Genomic DNA, 19,748 nt, shown 5'->3' with positions numbered 1-19,748 from the left:
AGCAATCCATGTTAATATTTGTATATCTGGTGTTGTTATTTAATTGATTTATAATCAATTAATTAGAGTGACTATTATCTTGTTTTATAAATATACTGTACGGCAAAGTAGAAGGGCGCGAATCTACACGATGTTTTGAATGTTAATTTTTACATATCCGTTTCTTGCTAATGTCGTTGATAAATTAATTTAAAAAATAATGGAACAGTAACTTTTTGATACATCAGTTTAGAAATGAAAATTACATTATTGTTAGTTACATTTTGGCATTTTTTAATTGATAGAATTGGTTTGTTTTTGTGATTATTTTGCGGATATGTTCATTGTATAAATGTCAAAATTTGACCTGATGCGCAAATAAGCGAATATCCATATTGCTATGCTTTCCGGAGTTTTAATTATTGTTGTGATGTTTATGTCTGGCTTGATTTGATGACGGAACGTTGATTGAGGATAAATAATGAAAGTGAAATTAAATACGGCATTGAGCTTTATCGGGTGTGCCTTGTTTTCACACTCAGCGATGAGTGCGGACTGGCAACTGGTCTGGCAGGATGAATTTACCAATAGTATTGGTCCCGATTGGGTATTTGAGACCGGTAATGGCAGCAACGGCTGGGGGAATCAGGAGTTGCAATATTACCAACGACAAAATGCCACGGTTGAACAAGGGAATTTGGTGATTACCGCCAAACGTGAAGATGTCAATGGTTTCCGCTATACATCATCGCGGATGAAAACGCAGGGCTTGGCATCATTCCGTTATGGTCGTGTCGAAGCCCGTATTCGTTTACCGAATGGCAGCGGTCTGTGGCCTGCATTCTGGATGCTGGGCAGCAACATCGATAGTGTTGGCTGGCCGAGCTGTGGCGAACTGGACATTATGGAACACATCAATACGGAGAGCCAAATCTACGGCACTGCGCACTGGGAAGAAAATGGTCATGCGAGCTACTCCAGCCCGAGTTATAACCTCGATGCAAGCCAATACCACAATTACGCGATTGAGTGGGATGAAAATGAAATTCGCTGGTATGTCGATGGCAATATGTATCATGTGATGAGCATTGCCAATAATGCCGGTGGCACCGAAGAGTTACACAATGATTTCTTCTTACTACTGAATATGGCGGTTGGCGGTCAGTGGCCCGGATTCAATATTGATGAAAGCAAACTCCCCGCGAAGATGTATGTCGATTATGTTCGGGTTTACCGCGATGCCGATCGCCCCTCCGATGAGCCGTCAAACGATTTCCCAAAACAGATTGAAGCTGAAGATTATACCAATATGAAAGGGGTCGGAACCGGGCCGAGTAACGATGTCGGCGGTGGTGACAGTGTTGGTTGGATCGACACCGGTGACTGGATGTCCTACGGCAATATCAAAATTCCGACCTCAGGCAACTATCGTATTGACTACCGTGTTTCGAGCTTAAACGGTGGCGGGCGCTTGTCGTTGGATCACTCATCTGGCTCAACCGTTTTAGGCTATTTGGACATTGGTGCTACCGGTGGCTGGGACAAGTGGACGACCTTATCACATACCGTGCATATCAATGCCGGTACTTATGACTTTGGAATTTATGCACAACAGGGCGGCTTTAACTTGAACTGGTGGCGGATAACCAAGTTATAGCGCTGACTCATCAGGAATGAAATACCCCTTACAAGGCAGATGCAGTGGCCTGAGTAGCCGCGTGTTCACCGCAACCAATACGGCAACGGTTTGAGATCACGATGTTAATGGTATCCGGTACCGCATTTCACCATTGAATGCATCGAGTCGGGCACTGGATGTGTACAACAGTTATATAAAACAGTGATATGAACAGTAACGCCAATATTCTGATTTATTATTATCACAATAGTGTGAATCAGCAGTTCAGCTTAAGTCGCTAGGTTCTTTGTCCGGATCATATGTCTGTTCGGCAAATCCCCATTCATATCAATGAGTGGGGATTTTTACTGGGTCGGTGGAACGCTATCGCCGTTATCAATCAGGCTATGATCTATCAGGTTATCAAGAATAGAATTGACCGGATATCAGGGGCTCTCTGATGATGCCGGGTTTGCGTCAGGATCTTGTATTTGAAGGCATTCTGGCAAACGGCTATGCTTGAATCAGCACAATACCGGGGTAACGATGGCGACATACAATGACACGTGGTTATGAACTGGGTCTGGAACTCTATAGAGCAAATCACTATTCGAAAGCATTTGTGCTGTTTCAATCGCTGGCAGAAGATGGTGATGTACTGGCACAAGCGATATTAGCGCATATGTACCACAATGGTGAGGGCGTACGTCGGGATAATCAGACCGCCTCATACTGGTATCAGCAAGCGGCAGAGCGGGGACATGCCATTTCCCAATACAATCTCGGCAATCAGTTCAGAGATGGCAACGGGGTTGAACAAAATTATCGCCTGGCGATGCAATGGTATCAAAAGGCCGCAGAACAAGGTCTGCCCGAAGCTCAGGTGGATATCGGTCGTCTCTACTATTATGGTCTCGGGGTTGCCAGAGATTATCAAAAAGCCTTTGCGTGGAATCAAAAAGCGGCTGCGTGTGGGTTAGCCGAAGCACAGGCAAATGTCGGTACCATGTACCGGTACGGACAGGGGGTTGCTCAGGATCTCGCGCTAGCCTATCAATGGTTACTGAAAGCGGCAGAGCAAGGCTCTCCGGTTGCCATGAGTCAAATCGGAACCATGAATCTGGAAGGTCAGGGAACTGAGCACAACGCACAACAAGCCCTGCAATGGCTGATGAAAGCTGCCCGTTCAGGGGTTGCCCAAGCCCAATATCAGGTTGGGGTCTGTTATCTGGAAGGGCATGTGGTGAAAAAATCGCCCCGGAAAGCTTTCTCATGGTTGCAAAAGGCCGCCTTTCAAGGAGATGGCTTGGCGCAGTATCATCTCGGGCTAATGTATATTCACGGTATGGCGGTACCGATCGATAAAGTGGTCGGGTACGCGTGGTGGATTCTGGCTGCACAATCTACTGAACAGGCACGGATCCAGTCCGCAAATCTGGCGCTCAGTCTGTCATTCTTTGATCGCGCGAAAGCCAAACTCAGAGCTAAAGAACTACAGAAATTGATCGATGAGGGCATTGAGACCTGAGCCGTCTCGGCCTGAACCACTGAGAGATGAAACGTAGCGCTCGGACCGTCGGGCGTGCAATAGACGAGTTCAGCCATTGAAGACTGAACTCAACCGATGGGTTTAATCTTGAGAAGGGTTAAATGGCGGGCGGATGCTTTTCAATCCAATGTCGGGCAATCGCTTCCCGCTTGGCGATCCAGACGTGATCGTGTGACTGGACATAGTCGAGAAATTTCTTCAATGCCATAAATCGGCTCGGTTTCCCCAGAATCCGACAATGCATGCCAATCGACATCATTTTGGGGCTGTCTTTACCTTCTTCATATAAACAATCGAAATGATCTTTCAGGTACCGGAAGAATTCATCCCCGTGACTGAAACCATAAGGGGAAGCAAAGCGCATATCATTGGTATCAAGGGTATAAGGAATCACCAGATGCGGCTCGGCTTTACCTGCAACGGGCATCCAGAATGGTAGATCGTCTCCGTAATAATCAGAGTCATAGAGCAAACTGTCCTGCTCTGCCACTAACTGACGCGTGTTCGGGGAGTCGCGTCCGGTGTACCAGCCAATCGGGCGTTTACCGGTCAGGTTTTCAATGATATCCAGTGCTGCTTGCATATGCTGCCGTTCCTGATCGATAGGCATATTTTGATAATGAATCCATTTCAGGCCATGACAGACAATCTCATGGTCCGCCTCGATAATCGCCTGGGTCACTTCCGGGTTGCGCTGGAGTGCGGTCGCAATGCCGAAAATGGTCAATGGCAGTTCACGGCGGCGAAACTCATTCAGAATCCGCCAGACACCGACCCGGGAGCCATATTCATACAGGGATTCCATACTCAGATGACGTCCGGGATAAGGCTCGGCACCAAATATTTCAGAGAGAAATGTCTCGGCATGGTCGTCCCCATGCAGGACACAGTTTTCCCCGCCTTCTTCGTAATTCAAGACAAACTGCAATGCGATACGCGCCTCTCCCGGCCATTGGGCATTCGGCACTGTACGGCCATAGCCGATATAATCGCGGGGATTGTTCTCTTCCATGGGTAATTCCTTCCTTCGTTATCATTACTTTGCTGTTCCGGCAAAAATCTGCTGGAAATCAATGACGGTGGTTTGATCGTGTTCGAGCCTCAAAGAGGCTCGGATATGATGAAGATGGTGTGTCATCCACTGTCGAGCCGCAGGTGTATCTTGCCGGTTGAGCAGCGCAACCAGCTCGGCATGATCGCCACAGTCACAACTGACGCTGTGGTGTGAGCCGAATGCGGCGATTACCAGTGAAGAGCGGTAACAGAGTTGTTCAATAAAATCAGCCAGCACCGAGTTGCCCGCCAGTTTAGCCAGTTCGTAGTGAAAACGAGCCGTGAGCTGAATTGAATCGGAGAGATGACCATGTCGTTCGGCTTCTTTTTCTTCACGGATCATCTGAGTAAACCGCTCAGACTGCTGAGCATCCCAGTGCTGTTGTAGCTCGGGAATCAACAAAGGTTCGAGCAGGATACGGCTGCTTAATACTTCTTCTGCTTCTTGTCGGGTGGGGCGATTCACATGCGCCCCTTTATTCGGTTCAATCACCACAAACCGTTCCAACGCCAAACGTTGTAGCACTTTGCGGATACCGGTCCGGCTGACCCCAAATGCTTCAGAGAGCCGATCCTCCGGCAGGCGGACGCCCGGTGCTAGTTGATGCTCGACAATGGCTTTGAGCATTTTCTGATAAATTTTTTCATCATTCGACATCGCTGTTTCTCGTTATATGATTTAGATTCTTTGATCGACGCATTTTGTATACAGTTTATGCCGGTAATCTGTATACAAGCAATATATATACCACGGAAACCCGTAACGGTTCAGGATGTTTTGCTTCCGTGAGATCAGGACGGTGATTGGCTGTGTCGCTCATCTCAATTGTCGCATCAGTGCACCATGAGGCTGCAAGATTGCATAGAGTCAGTGCAATTCTGATGGATGATTTGATCACTAATCCACCTACCATACGGTTTTGTCATGATATTTCAGATTGGTACGTAAATTGTGTTTATTATTGTATACAATCTTGACATGAAGAGTCGATGATGAAAACCACACTACTACCAACCAGCCCACGGTGTTTATGTTCGGCATGGCGATGATTCGCAAAGTGATCGACTGGTCAGGAGCTGCGATTTATGTGGCGATGTTTGCGCTGTGTCTGTACCTGATGGAGTCGGAGCGTGCACGTGTCGGCAGCTTAAAGCTGGCGAAACAAAAGTCTTAAAGAGAGCATCATTGCTTTAGGGTGTAAAACTTCCGGTTCGTCTTTGGTTGAGCAAAGGCGAACCGACGGCCATCACATCGTGCCAATAAAATGTATCAAGCCATACCACCACGTTACCTAACCAAATCACCAATCGGTAGTCATCTTTCTATTGATTGTTTTGTATCCTGTATTTCGATGTTAACATAATGAAACTGTATTCATATTGATGGTGTGAAAAGTAAGTGGATATCTGTTCATTTAATTTAGACAACTTTAATTATAATATTGAAAGTAATTTAGAGGCGATGGGATTGCCAAGCCCTAAAACCGCTTTTGGATCGATAACGACAACGGCTGGTATTATTGGGGCTATTGACACAGCACTATCAGCAAAAGCCTCGGATGTCCCATTGACGGCAATCGCACGTTCTGGGTTAAAATCAAAACAGATTCTCGGGATTTCTGCCGCCTTCTACGCCGGAGCTATTATTGGTTCTGCACTCATGGCATCAAAGAGAGCGACACGTTGTAGCGCGGATGAGCTGAAGAAGGCATTTCGCGAGTTCGGGTTACCAAGCTGGGCCGCTGATGATGCACTGCGACATAATGACAATATATTGAGGCAGAACTGATGAGTGAATTTATCAAAGACAAATTAAAGTTGATTTTCGTTTCTGTCGTGCTCGCCGCATGTGCTTACTTTATTATGACATCACTGAATATGCTGTTGGGTGACAAAATATTGTGGTTATTGACGATCATAGTTGTATATTGGGTTGGATGGCGTTTAGTGCGGCTCTGGAAAATGTACAAATCAAAGCAAAGCTGATGTTCTAGTATGTTGGCAGATTCCTCTAGTTTAGACTGATTCGATTTTCAGGAGGGAGGTTATAGCTTCCTACCTGACATAGTAGACGATTATATTCGTTACGTGTTGCTACACTATGGTTTGTTATGCCAGTATCATAGTGATTGGTGGCATAATAAACCCAACGCACTACTTTCTCAGGGTAATGTGTTCTTATTACTTCCATTTTCCCTTCTCCTTCTTGTTGTGTCCCGCTGCACCGTATTGGTTCATTGGCTGCCTAAGAATGGCCCAATAATGTGCTTTGATTGCTCCCTATATTGATGTTTGTGATTCAATTTTAAATAAAATCAATAAGATAAATTGTTAGAATTAATATGGCACAATCGTTGCAGAATTTGATTTGATTGTTTCAATCGTTTCATGACAAGATAAGGGACTCAAATGAAATTACTTCGATTGTTTGTTATAGCAGTGGCTTCGGTCATGTTAATGGGATACACGCTGACAGCGTCAGCCGATCAACTGGACACCATCCATCAACGTGGGGTGTTAAAGGTAGCGGTGCCACAGGACTTTCCGCCGTTTGGTTCTGTCGGAACCGACATGCAGCCGCAGGGATACGATATTGATATGGCGGCCTACATTGCCAAGCAGATGAAGGTCAAACTGGAATTGGTGCCGGTCACCAGTGCCAACCGAATTCCGTATCTGCAAACGCAAAAAGTCGACTTGGTGATTTCAAGTATGGGTAAAAATCCGCAGCGTGAAAAAGCCATCGACTTCAGTGAAGCGTATGCACCGTTTTATCTGGGCGTATTCGGTATTGCCGACGAGCAAGTGACTTCAGCGGATGATTTAGCGAATAAAACAGTCGGCGTGACGCGCGGTTCAGTGGAAGACCTTGAGTTAAGCAAACTGGCTCCGGTATCGGCAACGATCAAACGGTTTGAAGACAACAATGCCACGCTGTCAGCGTTTTTATCCGGGCAGATCAGTCTGATTGCGACCGGTAATCTGGTGGTGACTGAGATTGCGACGCGCTATCCGAATAAAGCACCACAGACCAAGTTTTTGCTGAAAAATTCCCCATGCTATGTCGGTGTGATGAAAGGTGAGAGCGCGTTGGTCAGCGAAGTGAACCGGTTGATCGAACAGGCAAAAGCCGACGGTGTATTGGAGCAGTTTTCACAAAAATGGCTCAAGGCACCGTTTCCGAAAGATTTAGGCGCTTAACCTCTGGGAGAACAGCATGAGTTATCAGCTAGACTATGCCGGACTCGCGCCATACCTGCCACAGTTTGTGGCAGGTGTCTGGACGACTGTGCAATTGACGGTGATTTCTACCGTGGCTGGGCTGGTGGTCGGCACACTGTGCGCGGCAGGGCGAACCGGACGCCAAGCCGGGTTACGCTTGCTGTGTGCCAGTTACATTGAAGTGACTCGCAACACCCCGTTTATTGTGCAGCTCTTTTTCATTTTCTTCGGTTTACCGGCACTCGGTCTCAAGCTTACCGCATGGGAGGCCGGTGTGATTGCCATGGTGTTCAATTTGGGTGCATACAGTGCGGAGATTATCCGGGCAGGGATTGATGCGGTGCCACAAGGGCAATGGGAAGCCGGCAAAACGCTGGGGCTGACCCGACGTCAAATCTTCATCCACATTGTTTTGCCACCGGCATACCAGCGGGTTTATCCGGCATTGGTGAGTCAGTGCATTATTGTGATGCTCGGTTCGGCGGTGGTATCGCAGATTTCGGTCGAAGACCTGACGTTTGCGGCAAACTTTGTGCAATCGCGTAGTTTTCTGAGCTTTGAATCTTACACATTAACCGCAGTGATTTATCTGGTGCTGGCGATTTTGATGCGCCAAGGATTCGCTTATCTTCGCCACCTTGCATTTAAAAACCCATCGTTATAGGAGAGATTCAGGATGATGCAGTTTACCGATTGGGATATCTTCCGTAACCTCCTGCTGGCTGCCCGCTGGACAGTACTATTGTCCGTGTATGCCTTTATCGGCGGTGGTTTGGTCGGGTTGGCGCTGACTTTATTGCGCAGTACACGCAATCCGTTGTTTACCCGCCTGATTCAGCTCTATGTCGAACTGTTTCAGGGCACACCGTTATTGATGCAGCTCTTTTTGGCCTTTTTTGGCTTGTCGCTGCTCGGTATCGAAGTCAGTGCATGGCCGGCAGCGATTCTGGCGTTAACGCTATTCAGTAGTGCGTATTTCCATGATATCTGGCGGGGATGTATTGAATCCTTACCTAAAGGTCAGTGGGAAGCCTGTCGTACGTTGGGTCTGACTTACCTGCAAACGATGCGGCACGTCATTTTTCCGCAGGCAATGCGCATTGCCATTGCACCGACGGTTGGTTTTTCAGTGCAAATTGTCAAAGGTACGGCCTTGGCATCGATCATTGGCTTTGTCGAACTGACCAAAGCTGGAACCATGCTCAACAATGCGACGTTTCAACCGTTTAAAGTGTTTGCCATGGTCGCGCTGCTCTATTTTGCGATCTGTTTTCCTTTATCGATGTTCGCCCGTTATCTCGAATCACGGAAGGTGTGAGGTTAGCGGGGTGGAAAGACCAAGATCTGGTCATCAAACCAGGCAACAAGAAAAACTGAAAATAAGACGACTCATTCACAGCTCGGAGGCGAAGTATTATGTCACTTATCAGTATTGATCAGGTTCATAAGTTTTATGGTGAAAACCATGTATTGAAAGGGGTAGACCTGAAAATTCAAGCCGGAGAAGTGATCTCGATTATCGGCCGGAGCGGTTCAGGAAAAAGCACTTTGCTGCGGTGTATTAACGGACTGGAAACCTATCAGGAAGGGGCGATCGTGGTCGATCAGCAGGCCGTAGAAAATGATGAATATAAACTGCGCTTATTGAGTCAGAGTGTCGGCATGGTTTTTCAGAGCTTCAATCTGTTTCCGCATAAAACGGTCGGTGAAAATGTCATGCTGGCACCGAAGCTGGTGCAGAGAAAATCCACCGCAGCCTGTCAGCAGATTGCGCGTGAACTTTTGGAAAAAGTCGGACTGGGCGATAAATTCGACGCCTATCCGGGCAATCTTTCCGGCGGGCAGCAGCAGCGTGTGGCGATTGCGCGCTCACTGGCGATGTCTCCGAAAGTGTTATTATGTGATGAAATTACCTCGGCATTGGATCCGGAACTGGTCGGTGAAGTGCTGAAAGTGCTTGAACAGTTGAAAGCGGAAGGAATGACACTGATTCTGGTGACGCATGAAATGAATTTTGCCCGGGATGTCGGGGATCGGGTCGTGTTTATGAATGAAGGAAAAGTGTGGGAAACCGGGCCGAGTGAGGCCGTGTTTGCCAACCCGCAAACTGCGGAGCTGAGAAGTTTTCTCTCTGCGGTACTGTAACGGAACGCTTCTAGGTTAACCCTTGAAGAACTGACTGACCGTCGTATAACAGAGCGTCAGCATTCACACGTATTGTCCGACAGGAGATAAAACCAGCGATGAACGACCAAACTCATGATGTCAGTAAACCGGCGCATCAGTCATCGGCAAGCTGTCCGCTCAGTGAACGAATCACTCAGCATTATGCCAGCTTGACGGACAATAACCGGCGTTTGGCGGATTACTTGCAACTCAATCCGGAAAAGGTGTTGATGCTGTCAACCAGTGAAATAGCAGAAGCGTGTCAGGTCTCGAAAGCCAGTGTCAGCCGTTTTATTCGTAAACTCGGCTATGAAGACCACCTTGCATTACGTCAAGAGCTGATGACGGAGCGGGATAATGGTCAGCCGGTGATGATGACGACACTGGATGATTCCGAATTCAATCATGAACTGCGGGCACTGGAAAAACTCTGGGAACAACTGACCCGGCAGGATCATCAGCCATTAATTGAGAAACTGGCAACGGCGAAACGGGTCAAAATCATCGGCTACCGCAACAGTTACCCGCTGGCGATGCATTTTCGTCAGCAGTTAATGCAATGCCGGACTCATGTTGAACTGTTGCCGCTGCCCGGTCAGACGATCGGTGAAGATCTGGCATCCATTGATGAGGATGATTTTACGATTGTGATCGGCATCCGCCGTCGTGTGGCAAACTTTGAGAAAATGATGGCTTTTCTGGCATCGCGCGATAGCTTGCTGATTACCGATCAGTCCGGACAGAAGTACGCGCAGCAAGCCACGCATTACTTTATCTGTTATATGAATAATGAGCTGCCGTTAGACAGCTATGCGGTTCCGATGAGTTTGATTTCGCATCTGGTCAATCAAACGTTTTTACATTTAAAAAGCAAATCGACGCAGGTCAGTCGAAAAATCAGTATGAACTATGCTCAGCTCAGCGAGCTAGAGTAAGTCGGTCATGCAAGACGATAAACACAATCACAACATAAGCATGGGTATAAACAAGAATGGGTATCATCAATAAATTAAAAAAAGAGTGGTTTCTGGTTGGTATGGTGGTCGCGATTGCGCTGGCGACCGTTTCTGAGCAGGTCGGTCGTTCCGGTGGCTTGATTCATCTCGATAAACTGACCGGGATCGGGGTCGCGATTGTGTTCTTCTTACACGGGCTGGGGCTGTCTCCGCAAAAGATTAAAGCCGGAGTGAGTAACTGGAAACTGCACATCTATATTCAGTTGGCGACTTATCTGTTTTATCCGTTACTGTGGTTGATTTTAGGCAATGGCATGTTGGCATTTATGCCGACAGCGCTCGCCTTTGGCTTCTGTTATCTGTTTGTGCTGCCCAGCACGATTTCTTCCTCAGTGGCGATGACCAGTGTCGGCAAAGGCAATGTACCCGGAGCAATTTTTAATGCATCCCTTTCCAGTATCCTCGGTGTGTTTCTCACCCCGTTGTTGATTCAGTTTTTTATGGGGATGACCGGGGTGCAATTGGATCTGATGAGCTCGGTGATCTCCATCGCCAAACTGTTGTTAATCCCGATGATTGCCGGGCAACTTGCCAGACCGTTATTAATCAATTTTATTGAACGACATAAGTCTGTGGTCAACAAAGTCGATAAGTACGTTATTCTACTGATTGTCTATAATGCGTTTTGTGACTCGGTTGCAAATGGCATCTGGCATAACTTCTCGGTCGGGATGCTTGCCACCGCGATTGGCATTTGTTGCATCGTGCTGTTGGTGATGGTTCATGCGATTCAGTGGGGCGCGCAGCGCTGTCAGTTTTCACGGCCAGATGAAGTCGCTGCGGTGTTTTGCGGGACCAAGAAAACCTTGGCGGCAGGGGTGCCGATGGCGACGGCCATTTTCGGCACCGACCCGAATCTGGGCATGATTTTGCTACCGATTATGCTTTATCACCCGATTCAGATTTTCTACTGTGCAATTCTTGCGAATCGGTATGCCAAACGTGATCAGCCGGCCAGTGAGGCGGCTGCGAACTCGTAAGCGGAGAGACAGATATGGGACAACATCAGGTCAGAGACCAACGTATTTACTGTCAGCAGGGGCCGGATTATCTTGCGGCAACCGATGATGGGGCGTTATCCGGTCTGAGCTTTGTGTTTAAAGATTTATTTGATGTCGCAGGCTATAACACCGGTGCCGGTAATCCCGCATGGCTAGAGAGCCATGCCTCGGCAAATGCGACCTCACCGATTATCGAAACTTTACTCAGTGCCGGGGCAACCTGCCGTGGCCGGGTTCAGACCGACGAGCTGGCTTACAGTCTGAACGGGCAAAACATCCATTACGGCACACCTGAAAATCCGGCTGCCCCCGGCTGTATTCCCGGCGGTTCATCCAGTGGCAGTGCCGTCGCCGTCGCTCAGGGAGATGTCGATTTCTCTATCGGGACTGACACCGGTGGTTCGGTGCGGATTCCTGCCAGTTATTGCGGTTTATTCGGCTTACGGCCGACGTTGGGGAAATTTGACCTCACCCACTGCTTTGAACTCGCTAAAAGCTTTGATACCGCAGGTATTTTTGCCCGGGAACTGTCGGTTTTGACGTCGGTTTATGGTGAACTATCTACAGAAACTGTGCCGGATGCGGTCGATCCGATTCCGACGCTTTATCTCGACCGTTTTATGGCGCAGCATCTGAGTGAAGATCGTTATCAGCGGGTGCATGACCGTTGCCGCTGGGCCGGAATTGCGCTTGAAGAGAAAGATTTTATCACGCAGTCCGAGTGGACACTGGATGGACTGAGCCTGCTGTTTCGCAGTATTCAGGGCTATGAAATTATTCAGAAACATGGCCGCTGGCTGACGGAACATGAGCACTCGCTCGACCCTGCCATTTTGGAACGGGTCAAATGGGCGAGAACCGTTGCTGATACCACTTACCAACAAGGAAAACTTCGCCAGAAAGCATTCCGCACATGGTTATACGCCCAGCTTGATGAACACGGCGGTGTCTGGCTGTTACCGACCACACCTGCCGGGCCACCGTCACTGGATATTTCACCACAAGCCATGGCCGATTACCGGACTGAGCTGATGGGTTTGACCGCAATTGCCGGCTTGGCCGGATTCCCTCAGTTACATTTACCGTTTCAGGGAATGACTGACGGCCCGTGTGGGATGTCGCTGCTGGGGCTGCCCAATGAAGAAGGTCGATTACTGGCAATTGCCGCAAGACTGATGGCCGGAGAGGACAGTCAATGAAATATCAGACAGCATTTACCGCCCCCCATTACCGGGCAGCACAAGTCGGACAAAACATTCTCGATGAGGGCGGCACCGCCAGTGAAGCGATGGTTGCAGCGGCAGCGATGGTGACGGTGCAGTATCCGCACATGAATAGTATTGGCGGAGACAGCTTCTGGTTAATTTGCCATCCGGGACAACAACCGATTGCCATTGACGGTTGTGGCGCAGCTGCATTGCATCTCGATCCGGCTGCATATCGTGCGCAAGGTGATGCATTATCGGCGAGCGGTGGCAGCGCAGCGATCACCATGGCCGGAACGATTGCCGGCTGGCAGCAGGCCTTAACACTCAATCACCGCCGACATTCGTTGCAGCAACTGTTGCAACCGGCAATTACGGCCGCCCGGGAAGGAATTGAGGTCACTCAGAGTCTGGTCAATGCGAGTGAAAAAACAGTGGCGATGCTGGCGGATATTCCGTCATTTGCTCAACACTATTTACCGGACGGCAAGACCCTTGAGATCGGGCAGATTCTGCGAAATCCGACACTGGCGACTACTTTTGAGCGGCTCGCAACCGCAGGTCTGGATGATTTTTATCGGGGAGAAATTGCCAGGCAAGCCGCGGCTGATCTGGCGGCATTAGGCAGCCCGCTAACCCTTGACGATTTCCACCACCATCAGGCCCGGGTCATGGCGCCGTTATCGGTGCAGACCGGTAAAGGAAAGCTGTATAACTTCGGTGCCCCGACGCAAGGGGTCGCTTCACTGCTGATTCTGTCGATTTATGACCGACTGGCTGCTCAGGCTGACGGTGAGATTGACCACATCCATTTGCTGGTTGAAGCGACTAAACAGGCATTTATTCTGCGCGATCAATACGTGACCGATGAAGCGGATCTCTCTGTATCGTTGCAGCAATTATTGACTGAGCAGAGCATTGACGCGTGTGCGGCACGTATTTCGCCGGTGCAGGCTCAACCATGGCCGCATATCGCCAAACCCGGAGATACGGTGTGGATGGGGGCGACCGACCAGTACGGCACCATGGTCAGCTTTATTCAGAGTGTGTACTGGGAGTTCGGCAGCGGGGCGGTCTTGCCGAATTTAGGATTTGTCTGGAACAACCGGGCGAAAAGCTTTTCGCTTGATAGCACGCATCACAATGTGCTGAAACCGGGCAAAAAACCATTCCACACTTTAAACCCGGCTTATGCCGAGCTGAACGATGGTCAACGGATCGTGTACGGCACCATGGGCGGGGAAGGACAGCCGCAGACACAAGCTTGTCTGTTCAGCCGTTACGTCTATCAGGGTTATGCGCTGGATGAAGCCATTGCCATGCCGCGCTGGTTGCTGGGGCGCACTTGGGGTGACGATACCCACCAGCTGCGGCTGGAGCAGAGTTTATATCTGGCGTATCAGGATACATTACGTGAGCGCGGCCATCATATTACGCAAGTGAAAGATCAAAATGAATTGATGGGCCATGCCGGCGCAATCACGTTAGATCAAGGCGGTCAAGCCACTCCGGCAACGGATCCGCGCAGTGATGGTGATGCCTTGACCGGTCCGTTTTAAACCGACGATTTGAATCAGATTTTATGGAGAGATGTATGGAAACCAATCCACTATTTGAAACCCTCAATCCACCACAGCGGATGCTGATGGGGCCGGGGCCGATTAACGCTTATCCCCGGGTGCATCAGGCGATTTCGTCGGCTTTGATCGGGCAGTACGATCCGGTCATGACCGGCTATATGAATCAGGTCCAAAGCCTTTATCGCAATGTATTCGAGACGCAGAATCAGCAGACATTTCTTGTTGATGGTACCGCGCGGGCCGGTATTGAGGCCGTACTGGTATCGGTGTTGCAGCCGGGGGACAAAGTGTTGATTCCGGTGATTGGCCGGTTCGGCCATCTGTTGTGTGAAATCGCTCACCGGGTTGGTGCTACGGTACAGACGATTGATATTGAATGGGGCGAGGTGTGCCCGCCTGAGAAAGTTGAAGCCGCGATTCGTGAGTTCCAACCGAAAATGCTGGCCACCGTGCAAGGCGATACCTCAACCACCATGAACCAGCCGCTGGCGGAGATCGGGGAAGTTTGTCAGCGTTACGGGGTGCTGTTTTACTGCGATGCAACCGCATCGATTGCCGGGAACGAGCTCAAAGTCGATGCGTGGCATCTTGATGCCGTTTCTGCCGGACTGCAAAAATGTCTCGGTGGCCCGTCGGGCAGCGCACCGGTGACTCTCAGTGAACGTTGCGTTGAGGTGATTAACCGGCGCAAACGGGTTGAAGCCGGCATTCGTACCGCAGCGCATCAGGATGGTGAGGATACCCCGATCCTATCTAACTATTTTGATTTAGCGATGGTGATGGACTACTGGGGGCCGGAGCGGCTCAACCATCACACGGAAGCGACCAGTATGCTCTACGCTGCGCGTGAATGTGCCCGGCTCTATCTGGAAGAGGGGGCAACGCAGGTCATTGCCCGTCACCAACAAGCCGGACAGGCGATGGCGGTTGGCCTTGAAGCGATGGGCTTAACGCTGTTCGGTAATCAACGATACAAAATGAACAATGTGGTCGGGGTTTATATTCCCGAGCAAGCAAATGGTGATCTCGTTCGCCAAGAACTGCTACATCGCTTCGGTATCGAAATCGGCACCTCATTCGGACCGCTTCACGGCAAAATCTGGCGGATTGGCACCATGGGGTATAACGCCCGTCAGGAGTGTGTCCTGATGACACTGGCAGCACTGGAATCGGTGTTACTGAAAGCCAGAGTACCCGTCGCCCCCGGTCAGGCAGTTGCTGCGGCAATGGATGTCTTCGGTGCCTGATTCGGACCATCGTCAAAGCAAGGAAAAGTCACAAAATATGAGGCAATCAGAAGGAGCGCTTATGCAGGCAGCACACCGGGCCACACAGGTGATGGAAAGAATTCAGATATTGGCCTCATTCAGCGCAATGCCAAACGGCATTCTACGGGCTTATCTGACTGAAGAGCATCGTCAAGCACATCAGCAACTGGCGCAGTGGATGACGCAGGCCGGGCTGGAGACCTGGCAGGATGAAGTCGGCAATCAGTGGGGCAGAAAAGTCTCGGCACATCCTGAAATGCCGACCCTGATTATTGGCTCACACAGTGATACCGTGGTCAACGCCGGCGGCTATGATGGCCCATTGGGGGTTTTACTGGCAATAGAAGCTTTAGATGCACTCAAAGGCGTTGATTTACCGTTTCATGTCGATGTGGTGGCATTTGCCGATGAAGAAGGCACCCGTTTTCAGACCACGCTGCTGGGTTCAAGCCCGGTGGCCGGCATGTGGAATCCGGCCTTGTTAGATCGCCAAGATAAAGATGGCGTCACGATTGGCGAAGCGATGAAGCGGTTCGGGCTTGATCCTGACAAAGTGGTTCAAGCTGCCCGCAAGCCGGAAGAGACGCTCGCCTATCTGGAAGTGCATATCGAACAAGGGCCGCTGCTGGAGAGTCTCGGTCTGCCCGTCGGTGTGGTGACTGCGATTGCCGGGGCAAAACGGTTTCTGATTGATGTGTCTGGTGTTGCCGGACATGCCGGTACCGTGCCGCTGCCGCTGCGTCATGATGCGTTATGTGGCACGGCGGAGATGATTGCCTGCATTGAAGCGTTTGCTACCGAGCATGAAATTGTCGCGACGGTTGGCAAGTGTGAGGTGCGCTCCGCAGCGGTCAATGTGATTCCCGGACAGGTGCAGTTTTCATTGGATATTCGCAGTCAGTCGCAAGACAAACTGGATTACTGTACACCATTACTGATGACACAATTAGCGGCGATTGCTGACCGGCGCGGTTTAGCGATGACTCATGAACAGATCTATCAGGCACAGGCCGTGCCATGTAGTGATCGGCTACAACAGGTCTGGGCAGATGTGGTCGAATCAGCGACCGGGGAAGATGTCTGTTATCTTGCCAGTGGTGCCGGTCATGATGCGATGGTGATGGCAAATATTGCCGAGATGGGCATGTTGTTTGTCCGCTGTGAAAAAGGCATCAGCCATAATCCGCGAGAAAATGTAGAGACTCAGGATGTGGCGGTGGCGCTGGACTGCTTGATCAACATGATCTGTGCTCTGTCACCATCCCGTGCCGGTACTGATTAACCACAAGCCAAGATCCTTCTTTGCCCGGACAGGAACACCGTCCGGGTATTTTTTGGCTGCTATCACTGTTTTTATGGACGTAAATGTTTCACCATCACTTTATTTTGATATCGAGATTTTGATATCGAGGCCGAGTGAAACTAGGGTGCCGACAAGGGTGGCGACCACCACCGATAACAGCGAACCGATCAAAACATATTCGGTGAGGTTGCGGCTGTCTGATTTGTTCAGTTCACCGAATCTGAATATGGATTTGGCGGTGAAGACAAAGCCGACCGCGGCATAACTTCCGACCAGCATAAATGTCAGGATCAGGATTCGCTCTAAATAACCGATCAACTCACCACCTGCGACAAGGCCATTCATTTGCGGATGGTTGTCAGTCACGGTCATGGAATATTTGTTTAAGAGGCTGCCAATCCCTACTGACGTCGGTTTGAGAACCAGCACATATGCCAAGGCCACCAACATACCTTGAGCAAACTTGTCATGCTGAAGCATCGTGCTAATGGTGATATCCGTGGTGATGTAAAATGCGAGCAGTGCAAACACGACAGTATGGAGGGCTTGCTCTGCCACCATATGCGTAAATTGATGTGGATTGCGCGTCGCTTGCCACAGGTCAATCAGCACATGAATCACTGCAACAATCGCAATCAAACAAGCCGTGGTACGCCAATCCATGCCAAGCACCATGGCCGGCACCGAGAGCGCAATGCCCTGCAATAACGCATGAATATATAGTTGCGGGGCGCGATAGGTGGATTTGTGCTTGGCTGCCCGCCATCGTCCGGGTTGGAGGTAAAAATCACCGATCAGATGAATCAGTAAAAACGCGATGAAAACCGTCAAAAAATCAGACATTTCTGAACCCTGCCACTTGGTTGATAAATTGTTGATTGAGTGCACTGATGAGCGACCAGCCCGACGCCTTCAGTGATTTACTGACCGTTGCCGTCGCAATACCGAGCTGTTCGGCTAACTCACTCACCGACAGATCCTGATGGCTTTGCAGCATCGGCAGCATGACTTCACACTGGCGTGCGGTTAAGTCAGTCAACTGTCTGTCGAGGTATTGAAAGAGTAAGTCAAACTGTGCGTTGAGTTCCGGACGGTCAGAACTAAAAATCAACCGATGGTTTTTTAATGACTTGAGCCCGCGTCCGGACAGGACAAATGCCTCTCCCATCGATTCCGAGACCGACTCACGCAGATCGGCATGAGCCGCAATAGCGAAGCTAATCCGGCTGTCAAAGGTTTTGCCGAGCGCTTTAATCCCGAGCCGATAAAGGAGGGTGTATCTCAGCGCATTTTCAATATCATGCACCACACTCTGAAATTCATCCCCTCGGATAATACTGTGCGCATTGGATGTGTTTTCGGTACTCATCCATGTCTGAATCTCTTTGATGCGTGTCAGGAGTCGGTCAAACTGCTCAGCATCTAACTGAGTTGAATTGACAATATCACCACTGATCACGGCAATTGCTTTATCGGTCGCCGCCACATGAAACTCCGCGCTATTTCCTTGTGTTAATTTAGCTGTTTATGGCTAATCATGCAAATTTAGCTGTTTATGGCTAAATTTGGTGATTTGGCGATATGGGGCTAAACCGACATTGTGTGAATCTGTATATGTTGAGGGCGGGAAATGAGTACGGAGCAATATTTTGGCTTTAAAGTTGTTGATTTATCAGTTGCGGATATGCGTCTCTTGTCACTTTGTTGAGGCAGTTTTATGAGATCATACAGATGATTATCAATCACAAGTCTGTTTTTTTGCCAAATTATGCGGATGATTCTTGGTTGAAACGTCAGTGCTATAAAAACGTGGTATCATTTTTTCAATTAAATATTAGTAGATATAATAGAAGCATGAATAACCCAGCTATTGCTAATAAGTATCAACAACTTAGACTTGCTGTATTAGCTCAGACTCAAGATGATTTTGAGCAGTTTGAGCCTGACTTTATTGGTCATATTGATTTAACAGAAATCAGTGAAGATGCTCTCCACTCTCAGGATAAATGGGATATACCAGTAAATCGTCAAATCGGATGGGATTGGCGACAAGTGCGAGATCAATACCGCAGAGATCATATGGCTAGAGTAGAGCTTGCTGTATGGTATGGTGAAGATTTGTGTGGTCTTATGATCGGCAAAGCGAGTGAAGGGAAATTGGTTGTTAAAATCAACTATATTCAGAGTGGTGAAGTTGAAAATCCTTTAAAAGGGTACATTGTTCCTATTGCTTCACGCTGTGCGGAGTTGTTTGCTGTTGCTATTAAAGCGGATTGGATTGGTATTCAAGATCCAATCGAGGATGAGCATTTGTTAAATTACTATCGTGAATTAGGCTTTGATGAAAGTGATCCATTTGATCCTAAAAACAATGCATTGTTTAAACGTGTTGTAGTAGATGAAGGCTAAGCTGCTTTCCAAATTGGTTATGATCAGTTATAGTTAGGACAACTAAGGGGGCTATTATGTTGACTGTAGCAACAGACAAAGCAAATGATGTAAATGTAGATAAAGCTATTAAGCGTATGCAGGTTCACGCTTCTAAAAGTAAGTCATCATTTGGTAAAACTTTAAGAGTTCAGGCCCCTAAATCTGCTTATGGACGCCTTGCCGGGCCGGCCAAAGCATAGAAAAATTCAGATATTAAGCACCGCTATTGCGATGCTTTTTTTATGCTCGAAAGGCATATACAAACGGTTCAAGAGTGATGTCCCACATTTGGCATTTTAGTTCATGCCGGGGCTTGTGTTTAATCGTCATTGCCCCAAGAGGAAACCCTTGGGGCGGG

The 19,748-nt window shown here is 48.9% G+C and carries 20 protein-coding genes; 16 read left to right on the top strand and 4 right to left on the bottom strand.

Annotated features, from left to right (window positions below; genetic code table 11):
* Positions 1–460: 460 nt before the first annotated feature.
* Together AC55NX_RS12860 and AC55NX_RS12855 are read left to right on the top strand one after the other, a co-directional pair.
* The gene (locus tag AC55NX_RS12860) at positions 461–1,636 is read left to right on the top strand and encodes a carbohydrate-binding protein (protein WP_496996110.1); all 1,176 of its coding nucleotides are present in this window, start codon (positions 461–463) and stop codon (positions 1,634–1,636) included.
* A gap of 520 nt (positions 1,637–2,156) precedes the next feature.
* A complete protein-coding gene (locus AC55NX_RS12855) occupies positions 2,157–3,125 on the top strand; it encodes a tetratricopeptide repeat protein (RefSeq protein WP_496996109.1) in 969 nt (322 codons plus the stop codon).
* Between the two features lie 118 nt (positions 3,126–3,243).
* Here AC55NX_RS12855 and puuE read toward each other — a convergent pair whose 3' ends face one another.
* Positions 3,244–4,158: an allantoinase PuuE gene (gene puuE / locus AC55NX_RS12850; protein ID WP_496996108.1), complete on the bottom strand. Its 915-nt coding sequence runs from the start codon at positions 4,156–4,158 to the stop codon at positions 3,244–3,246.
* Between the two features lie 24 nt (positions 4,159–4,182).
* Positions 4,183–4,857, bottom strand: a complete 675-nt coding sequence (locus AC55NX_RS12845; RefSeq protein WP_496996107.1) for a GntR family transcriptional regulator — start codon at positions 4,855–4,857, stop codon at positions 4,183–4,185.
* A gap of 382 nt (positions 4,858–5,239) precedes the next feature.
* On the opposite strand from AC55NX_RS12845, the gene AC55NX_RS12840 reads away from it, so the two are divergent.
* The 12 genes from AC55NX_RS12840 (at position 5,240) to AC55NX_RS12785 (ending at position 16,939) form a co-directional block, all read left to right on the top strand.
* Positions 5,240–5,374, top strand: coding sequence for a hypothetical protein (locus AC55NX_RS12840; RefSeq protein WP_496996106.1), 135 nt, complete (start codon positions 5,240–5,242; stop codon positions 5,372–5,374).
* A gap of 224 nt (positions 5,375–5,598) precedes the next feature.
* Complete coding sequence (locus AC55NX_RS12835) at positions 5,599–5,988, top strand: hypothetical protein (protein ID WP_496996105.1); 390 nt, start codon at positions 5,599–5,601, stop codon at positions 5,986–5,988.
* Between the two features lie 662 nt (positions 5,989–6,650).
* Positions 6,651–7,400: a transporter substrate-binding domain-containing protein gene (locus AC55NX_RS12830; RefSeq protein ID WP_496996119.1), complete on the top strand. Its 750-nt coding sequence runs from the start codon at positions 6,651–6,653 to the stop codon at positions 7,398–7,400.
* A gap of 16 nt (positions 7,401–7,416) precedes the next feature.
* On the top strand, positions 7,417–8,085 hold the full coding sequence (locus AC55NX_RS12825; RefSeq protein WP_496996104.1) for an amino acid ABC transporter permease: 669 nt from the start codon (positions 7,417–7,419) through the stop codon (positions 8,083–8,085).
* Between the two features lie 12 nt (positions 8,086–8,097).
* On the top strand, positions 8,098–8,739 hold the full coding sequence (locus AC55NX_RS12820) for an amino acid ABC transporter permease (protein WP_496996103.1): 642 nt from the start codon (positions 8,098–8,100) through the stop codon (positions 8,737–8,739).
* Positions 8,740–8,837: 98 nt separating this feature from the next.
* Complete coding sequence (locus tag AC55NX_RS12815) at positions 8,838–9,566, top strand: amino acid ABC transporter ATP-binding protein (protein ID WP_496996102.1); 729 nt, start codon at positions 8,838–8,840, stop codon at positions 9,564–9,566.
* 98 nt (positions 9,567–9,664) lie between these two features.
* Positions 9,665–10,522, top strand: a complete 858-nt coding sequence (locus AC55NX_RS12810; protein WP_496996101.1) for a MurR/RpiR family transcriptional regulator — start codon at positions 9,665–9,667, stop codon at positions 10,520–10,522.
* Positions 10,523–10,578: 56 nt separating this feature from the next.
* A complete protein-coding gene (locus tag AC55NX_RS12805) occupies positions 10,579–11,583 on the top strand; it encodes a bile acid:sodium symporter family protein (protein ID WP_496996100.1) in 1,005 nt (334 codons plus the stop codon).
* Positions 11,584–11,597: 14 nt separating this feature from the next.
* Positions 11,598–12,803, top strand: coding sequence for an amidase (locus AC55NX_RS12800; protein ID WP_496996099.1), 1,206 nt, complete (start codon positions 11,598–11,600; stop codon positions 12,801–12,803).
* Complete coding sequence (locus tag AC55NX_RS12795) at positions 12,800–14,368, top strand: gamma-glutamyltransferase family protein (protein WP_496996098.1); 1,569 nt, start codon at positions 12,800–12,802, stop codon at positions 14,366–14,368. The genes AC55NX_RS12800 and AC55NX_RS12795 overlap by 4 nt, the downstream gene beginning before the upstream one ends.
* Positions 14,369–14,403: 35 nt before the next feature.
* A complete protein-coding gene (locus AC55NX_RS12790) occupies positions 14,404–15,636 on the top strand; it encodes a pyridoxal-phosphate-dependent aminotransferase family protein (RefSeq protein WP_496996097.1) in 1,233 nt (410 codons plus the stop codon).
* A gap of 61 nt (positions 15,637–15,697) precedes the next feature.
* On the top strand, positions 15,698–16,939 hold the full coding sequence (locus AC55NX_RS12785; RefSeq protein WP_496996096.1) for an allantoate amidohydrolase: 1,242 nt from the start codon (positions 15,698–15,700) through the stop codon (positions 16,937–16,939).
* Positions 16,940–17,038: 99 nt separating this feature from the next.
* Here the strand turns inward: AC55NX_RS12785 and AC55NX_RS12780 are convergent, their stop codons facing one another.
* Both AC55NX_RS12780 and AC55NX_RS12775 read right to left on the bottom strand, forming a co-directional pair.
* Positions 17,039–17,803 carry a DUF3307 domain-containing protein gene (locus tag AC55NX_RS12780; protein WP_496996095.1) on the bottom strand — a complete coding sequence of 255 codons (765 nt, stop codon included), beginning with the start codon at positions 17,801–17,803 and terminating at the stop codon, positions 17,039–17,041.
* On the bottom strand, positions 17,796–18,446 hold the full coding sequence (locus tag AC55NX_RS12775; protein ID WP_311846876.1) for a DeoR family transcriptional regulator: 651 nt from the start codon (positions 18,444–18,446) through the stop codon (positions 17,796–17,798). Before AC55NX_RS12775 ends, AC55NX_RS12780 begins: the two co-directional genes overlap by 8 nt.
* Before the next feature lie 245 nt (positions 18,447–18,691).
* On the opposite strand from AC55NX_RS12775, the gene AC55NX_RS12770 reads away from it, so the two are divergent.
* Both AC55NX_RS12770 and AC55NX_RS12765 read left to right on the top strand, forming a co-directional pair.
* Positions 18,692–19,369 carry a hypothetical protein gene (locus tag AC55NX_RS12770; protein WP_496996094.1) on the top strand — a complete coding sequence of 226 codons (678 nt, stop codon included), beginning with the start codon at positions 18,692–18,694 and terminating at the stop codon, positions 19,367–19,369.
* Positions 19,370–19,425: 56 nt separating this feature from the next.
* The gene (locus tag AC55NX_RS12765) at positions 19,426–19,590 is read left to right on the top strand and encodes a hypothetical protein (protein ID WP_157371945.1); all 165 of its coding nucleotides are present in this window, start codon (positions 19,426–19,428) and stop codon (positions 19,588–19,590) included.
* Positions 19,591–19,748: the final 158 nt, after the last annotated feature.

The sequence above is a fragment of the Vibrio rubrogenes genome (assembly GCF_059641415.1).
This window is presented reverse-complemented; position numbering and strand designations above follow the sequence as displayed.

Excerpts from the sequence above, each read along its gene's own strand:
- AC55NX_RS12860 (WP_496996110.1), top strand. The coding sequence starts at position 461 with ATGAAAGTGAAATTAAATACGGCATTGAGCTTTATCGGGTGTGCCTTG.
- AC55NX_RS12855 (WP_496996109.1), top strand. The coding sequence starts at position 2,157 with ATGACACGTGGTTATGAACTGGGTCTGGAACTCTATAGAGCAAATCAC.
- puuE (WP_496996108.1), bottom strand. The coding sequence starts at position 4,158 with ATGGAAGAGAACAATCCCCGCGATTATATCGGCTATGGCCGTACAGTG.
- AC55NX_RS12845 (WP_496996107.1), bottom strand. The coding sequence starts at position 4,857 with ATGTCGAATGATGAAAAAATTTATCAGAAAATGCTCAAAGCCATTGTC.
- AC55NX_RS12840 (WP_496996106.1), top strand. The coding sequence starts at position 5,240 with ATGGCGATGATTCGCAAAGTGATCGACTGGTCAGGAGCTGCGATTTAT.
- AC55NX_RS12830 (WP_496996119.1), top strand. The coding sequence starts at position 6,651 with ATGTTAATGGGATACACGCTGACAGCGTCAGCCGATCAACTGGACACC.
- AC55NX_RS12825 (WP_496996104.1), top strand. The coding sequence starts at position 7,417 with ATGAGTTATCAGCTAGACTATGCCGGACTCGCGCCATACCTGCCACAG.
- AC55NX_RS12820 (WP_496996103.1), top strand. The coding sequence starts at position 8,098 with ATGATGCAGTTTACCGATTGGGATATCTTCCGTAACCTCCTGCTGGCT.
- AC55NX_RS12815 (WP_496996102.1), top strand. The coding sequence starts at position 8,838 with ATGTCACTTATCAGTATTGATCAGGTTCATAAGTTTTATGGTGAAAAC.
- AC55NX_RS12810 (WP_496996101.1), top strand. The coding sequence starts at position 9,665 with ATGAACGACCAAACTCATGATGTCAGTAAACCGGCGCATCAGTCATCG.
- AC55NX_RS12805 (WP_496996100.1), top strand. The coding sequence starts at position 10,579 with ATGGGTATCATCAATAAATTAAAAAAAGAGTGGTTTCTGGTTGGTATG.
- AC55NX_RS12800 (WP_496996099.1), top strand. The coding sequence starts at position 11,598 with ATGGGACAACATCAGGTCAGAGACCAACGTATTTACTGTCAGCAGGGG.
- AC55NX_RS12795 (WP_496996098.1), top strand. The coding sequence starts at position 12,800 with ATGAAATATCAGACAGCATTTACCGCCCCCCATTACCGGGCAGCACAA.
- AC55NX_RS12790 (WP_496996097.1), top strand. The coding sequence starts at position 14,404 with ATGGAAACCAATCCACTATTTGAAACCCTCAATCCACCACAGCGGATG.
- AC55NX_RS12785 (WP_496996096.1), top strand. The coding sequence starts at position 15,698 with ATGCAGGCAGCACACCGGGCCACACAGGTGATGGAAAGAATTCAGATA.
- AC55NX_RS12780 (WP_496996095.1), bottom strand. The coding sequence starts at position 17,803 with ATGTCTGATTTTTTGACGGTTTTCATCGCGTTTTTACTGATTCATCTG.
- AC55NX_RS12770 (WP_496996094.1), top strand. The coding sequence starts at position 18,692 with ATGATTATCAATCACAAGTCTGTTTTTTTGCCAAATTATGCGGATGAT.
- AC55NX_RS12765 (WP_157371945.1), top strand. The coding sequence starts at position 19,426 with ATGTTGACTGTAGCAACAGACAAAGCAAATGATGTAAATGTAGATAAA.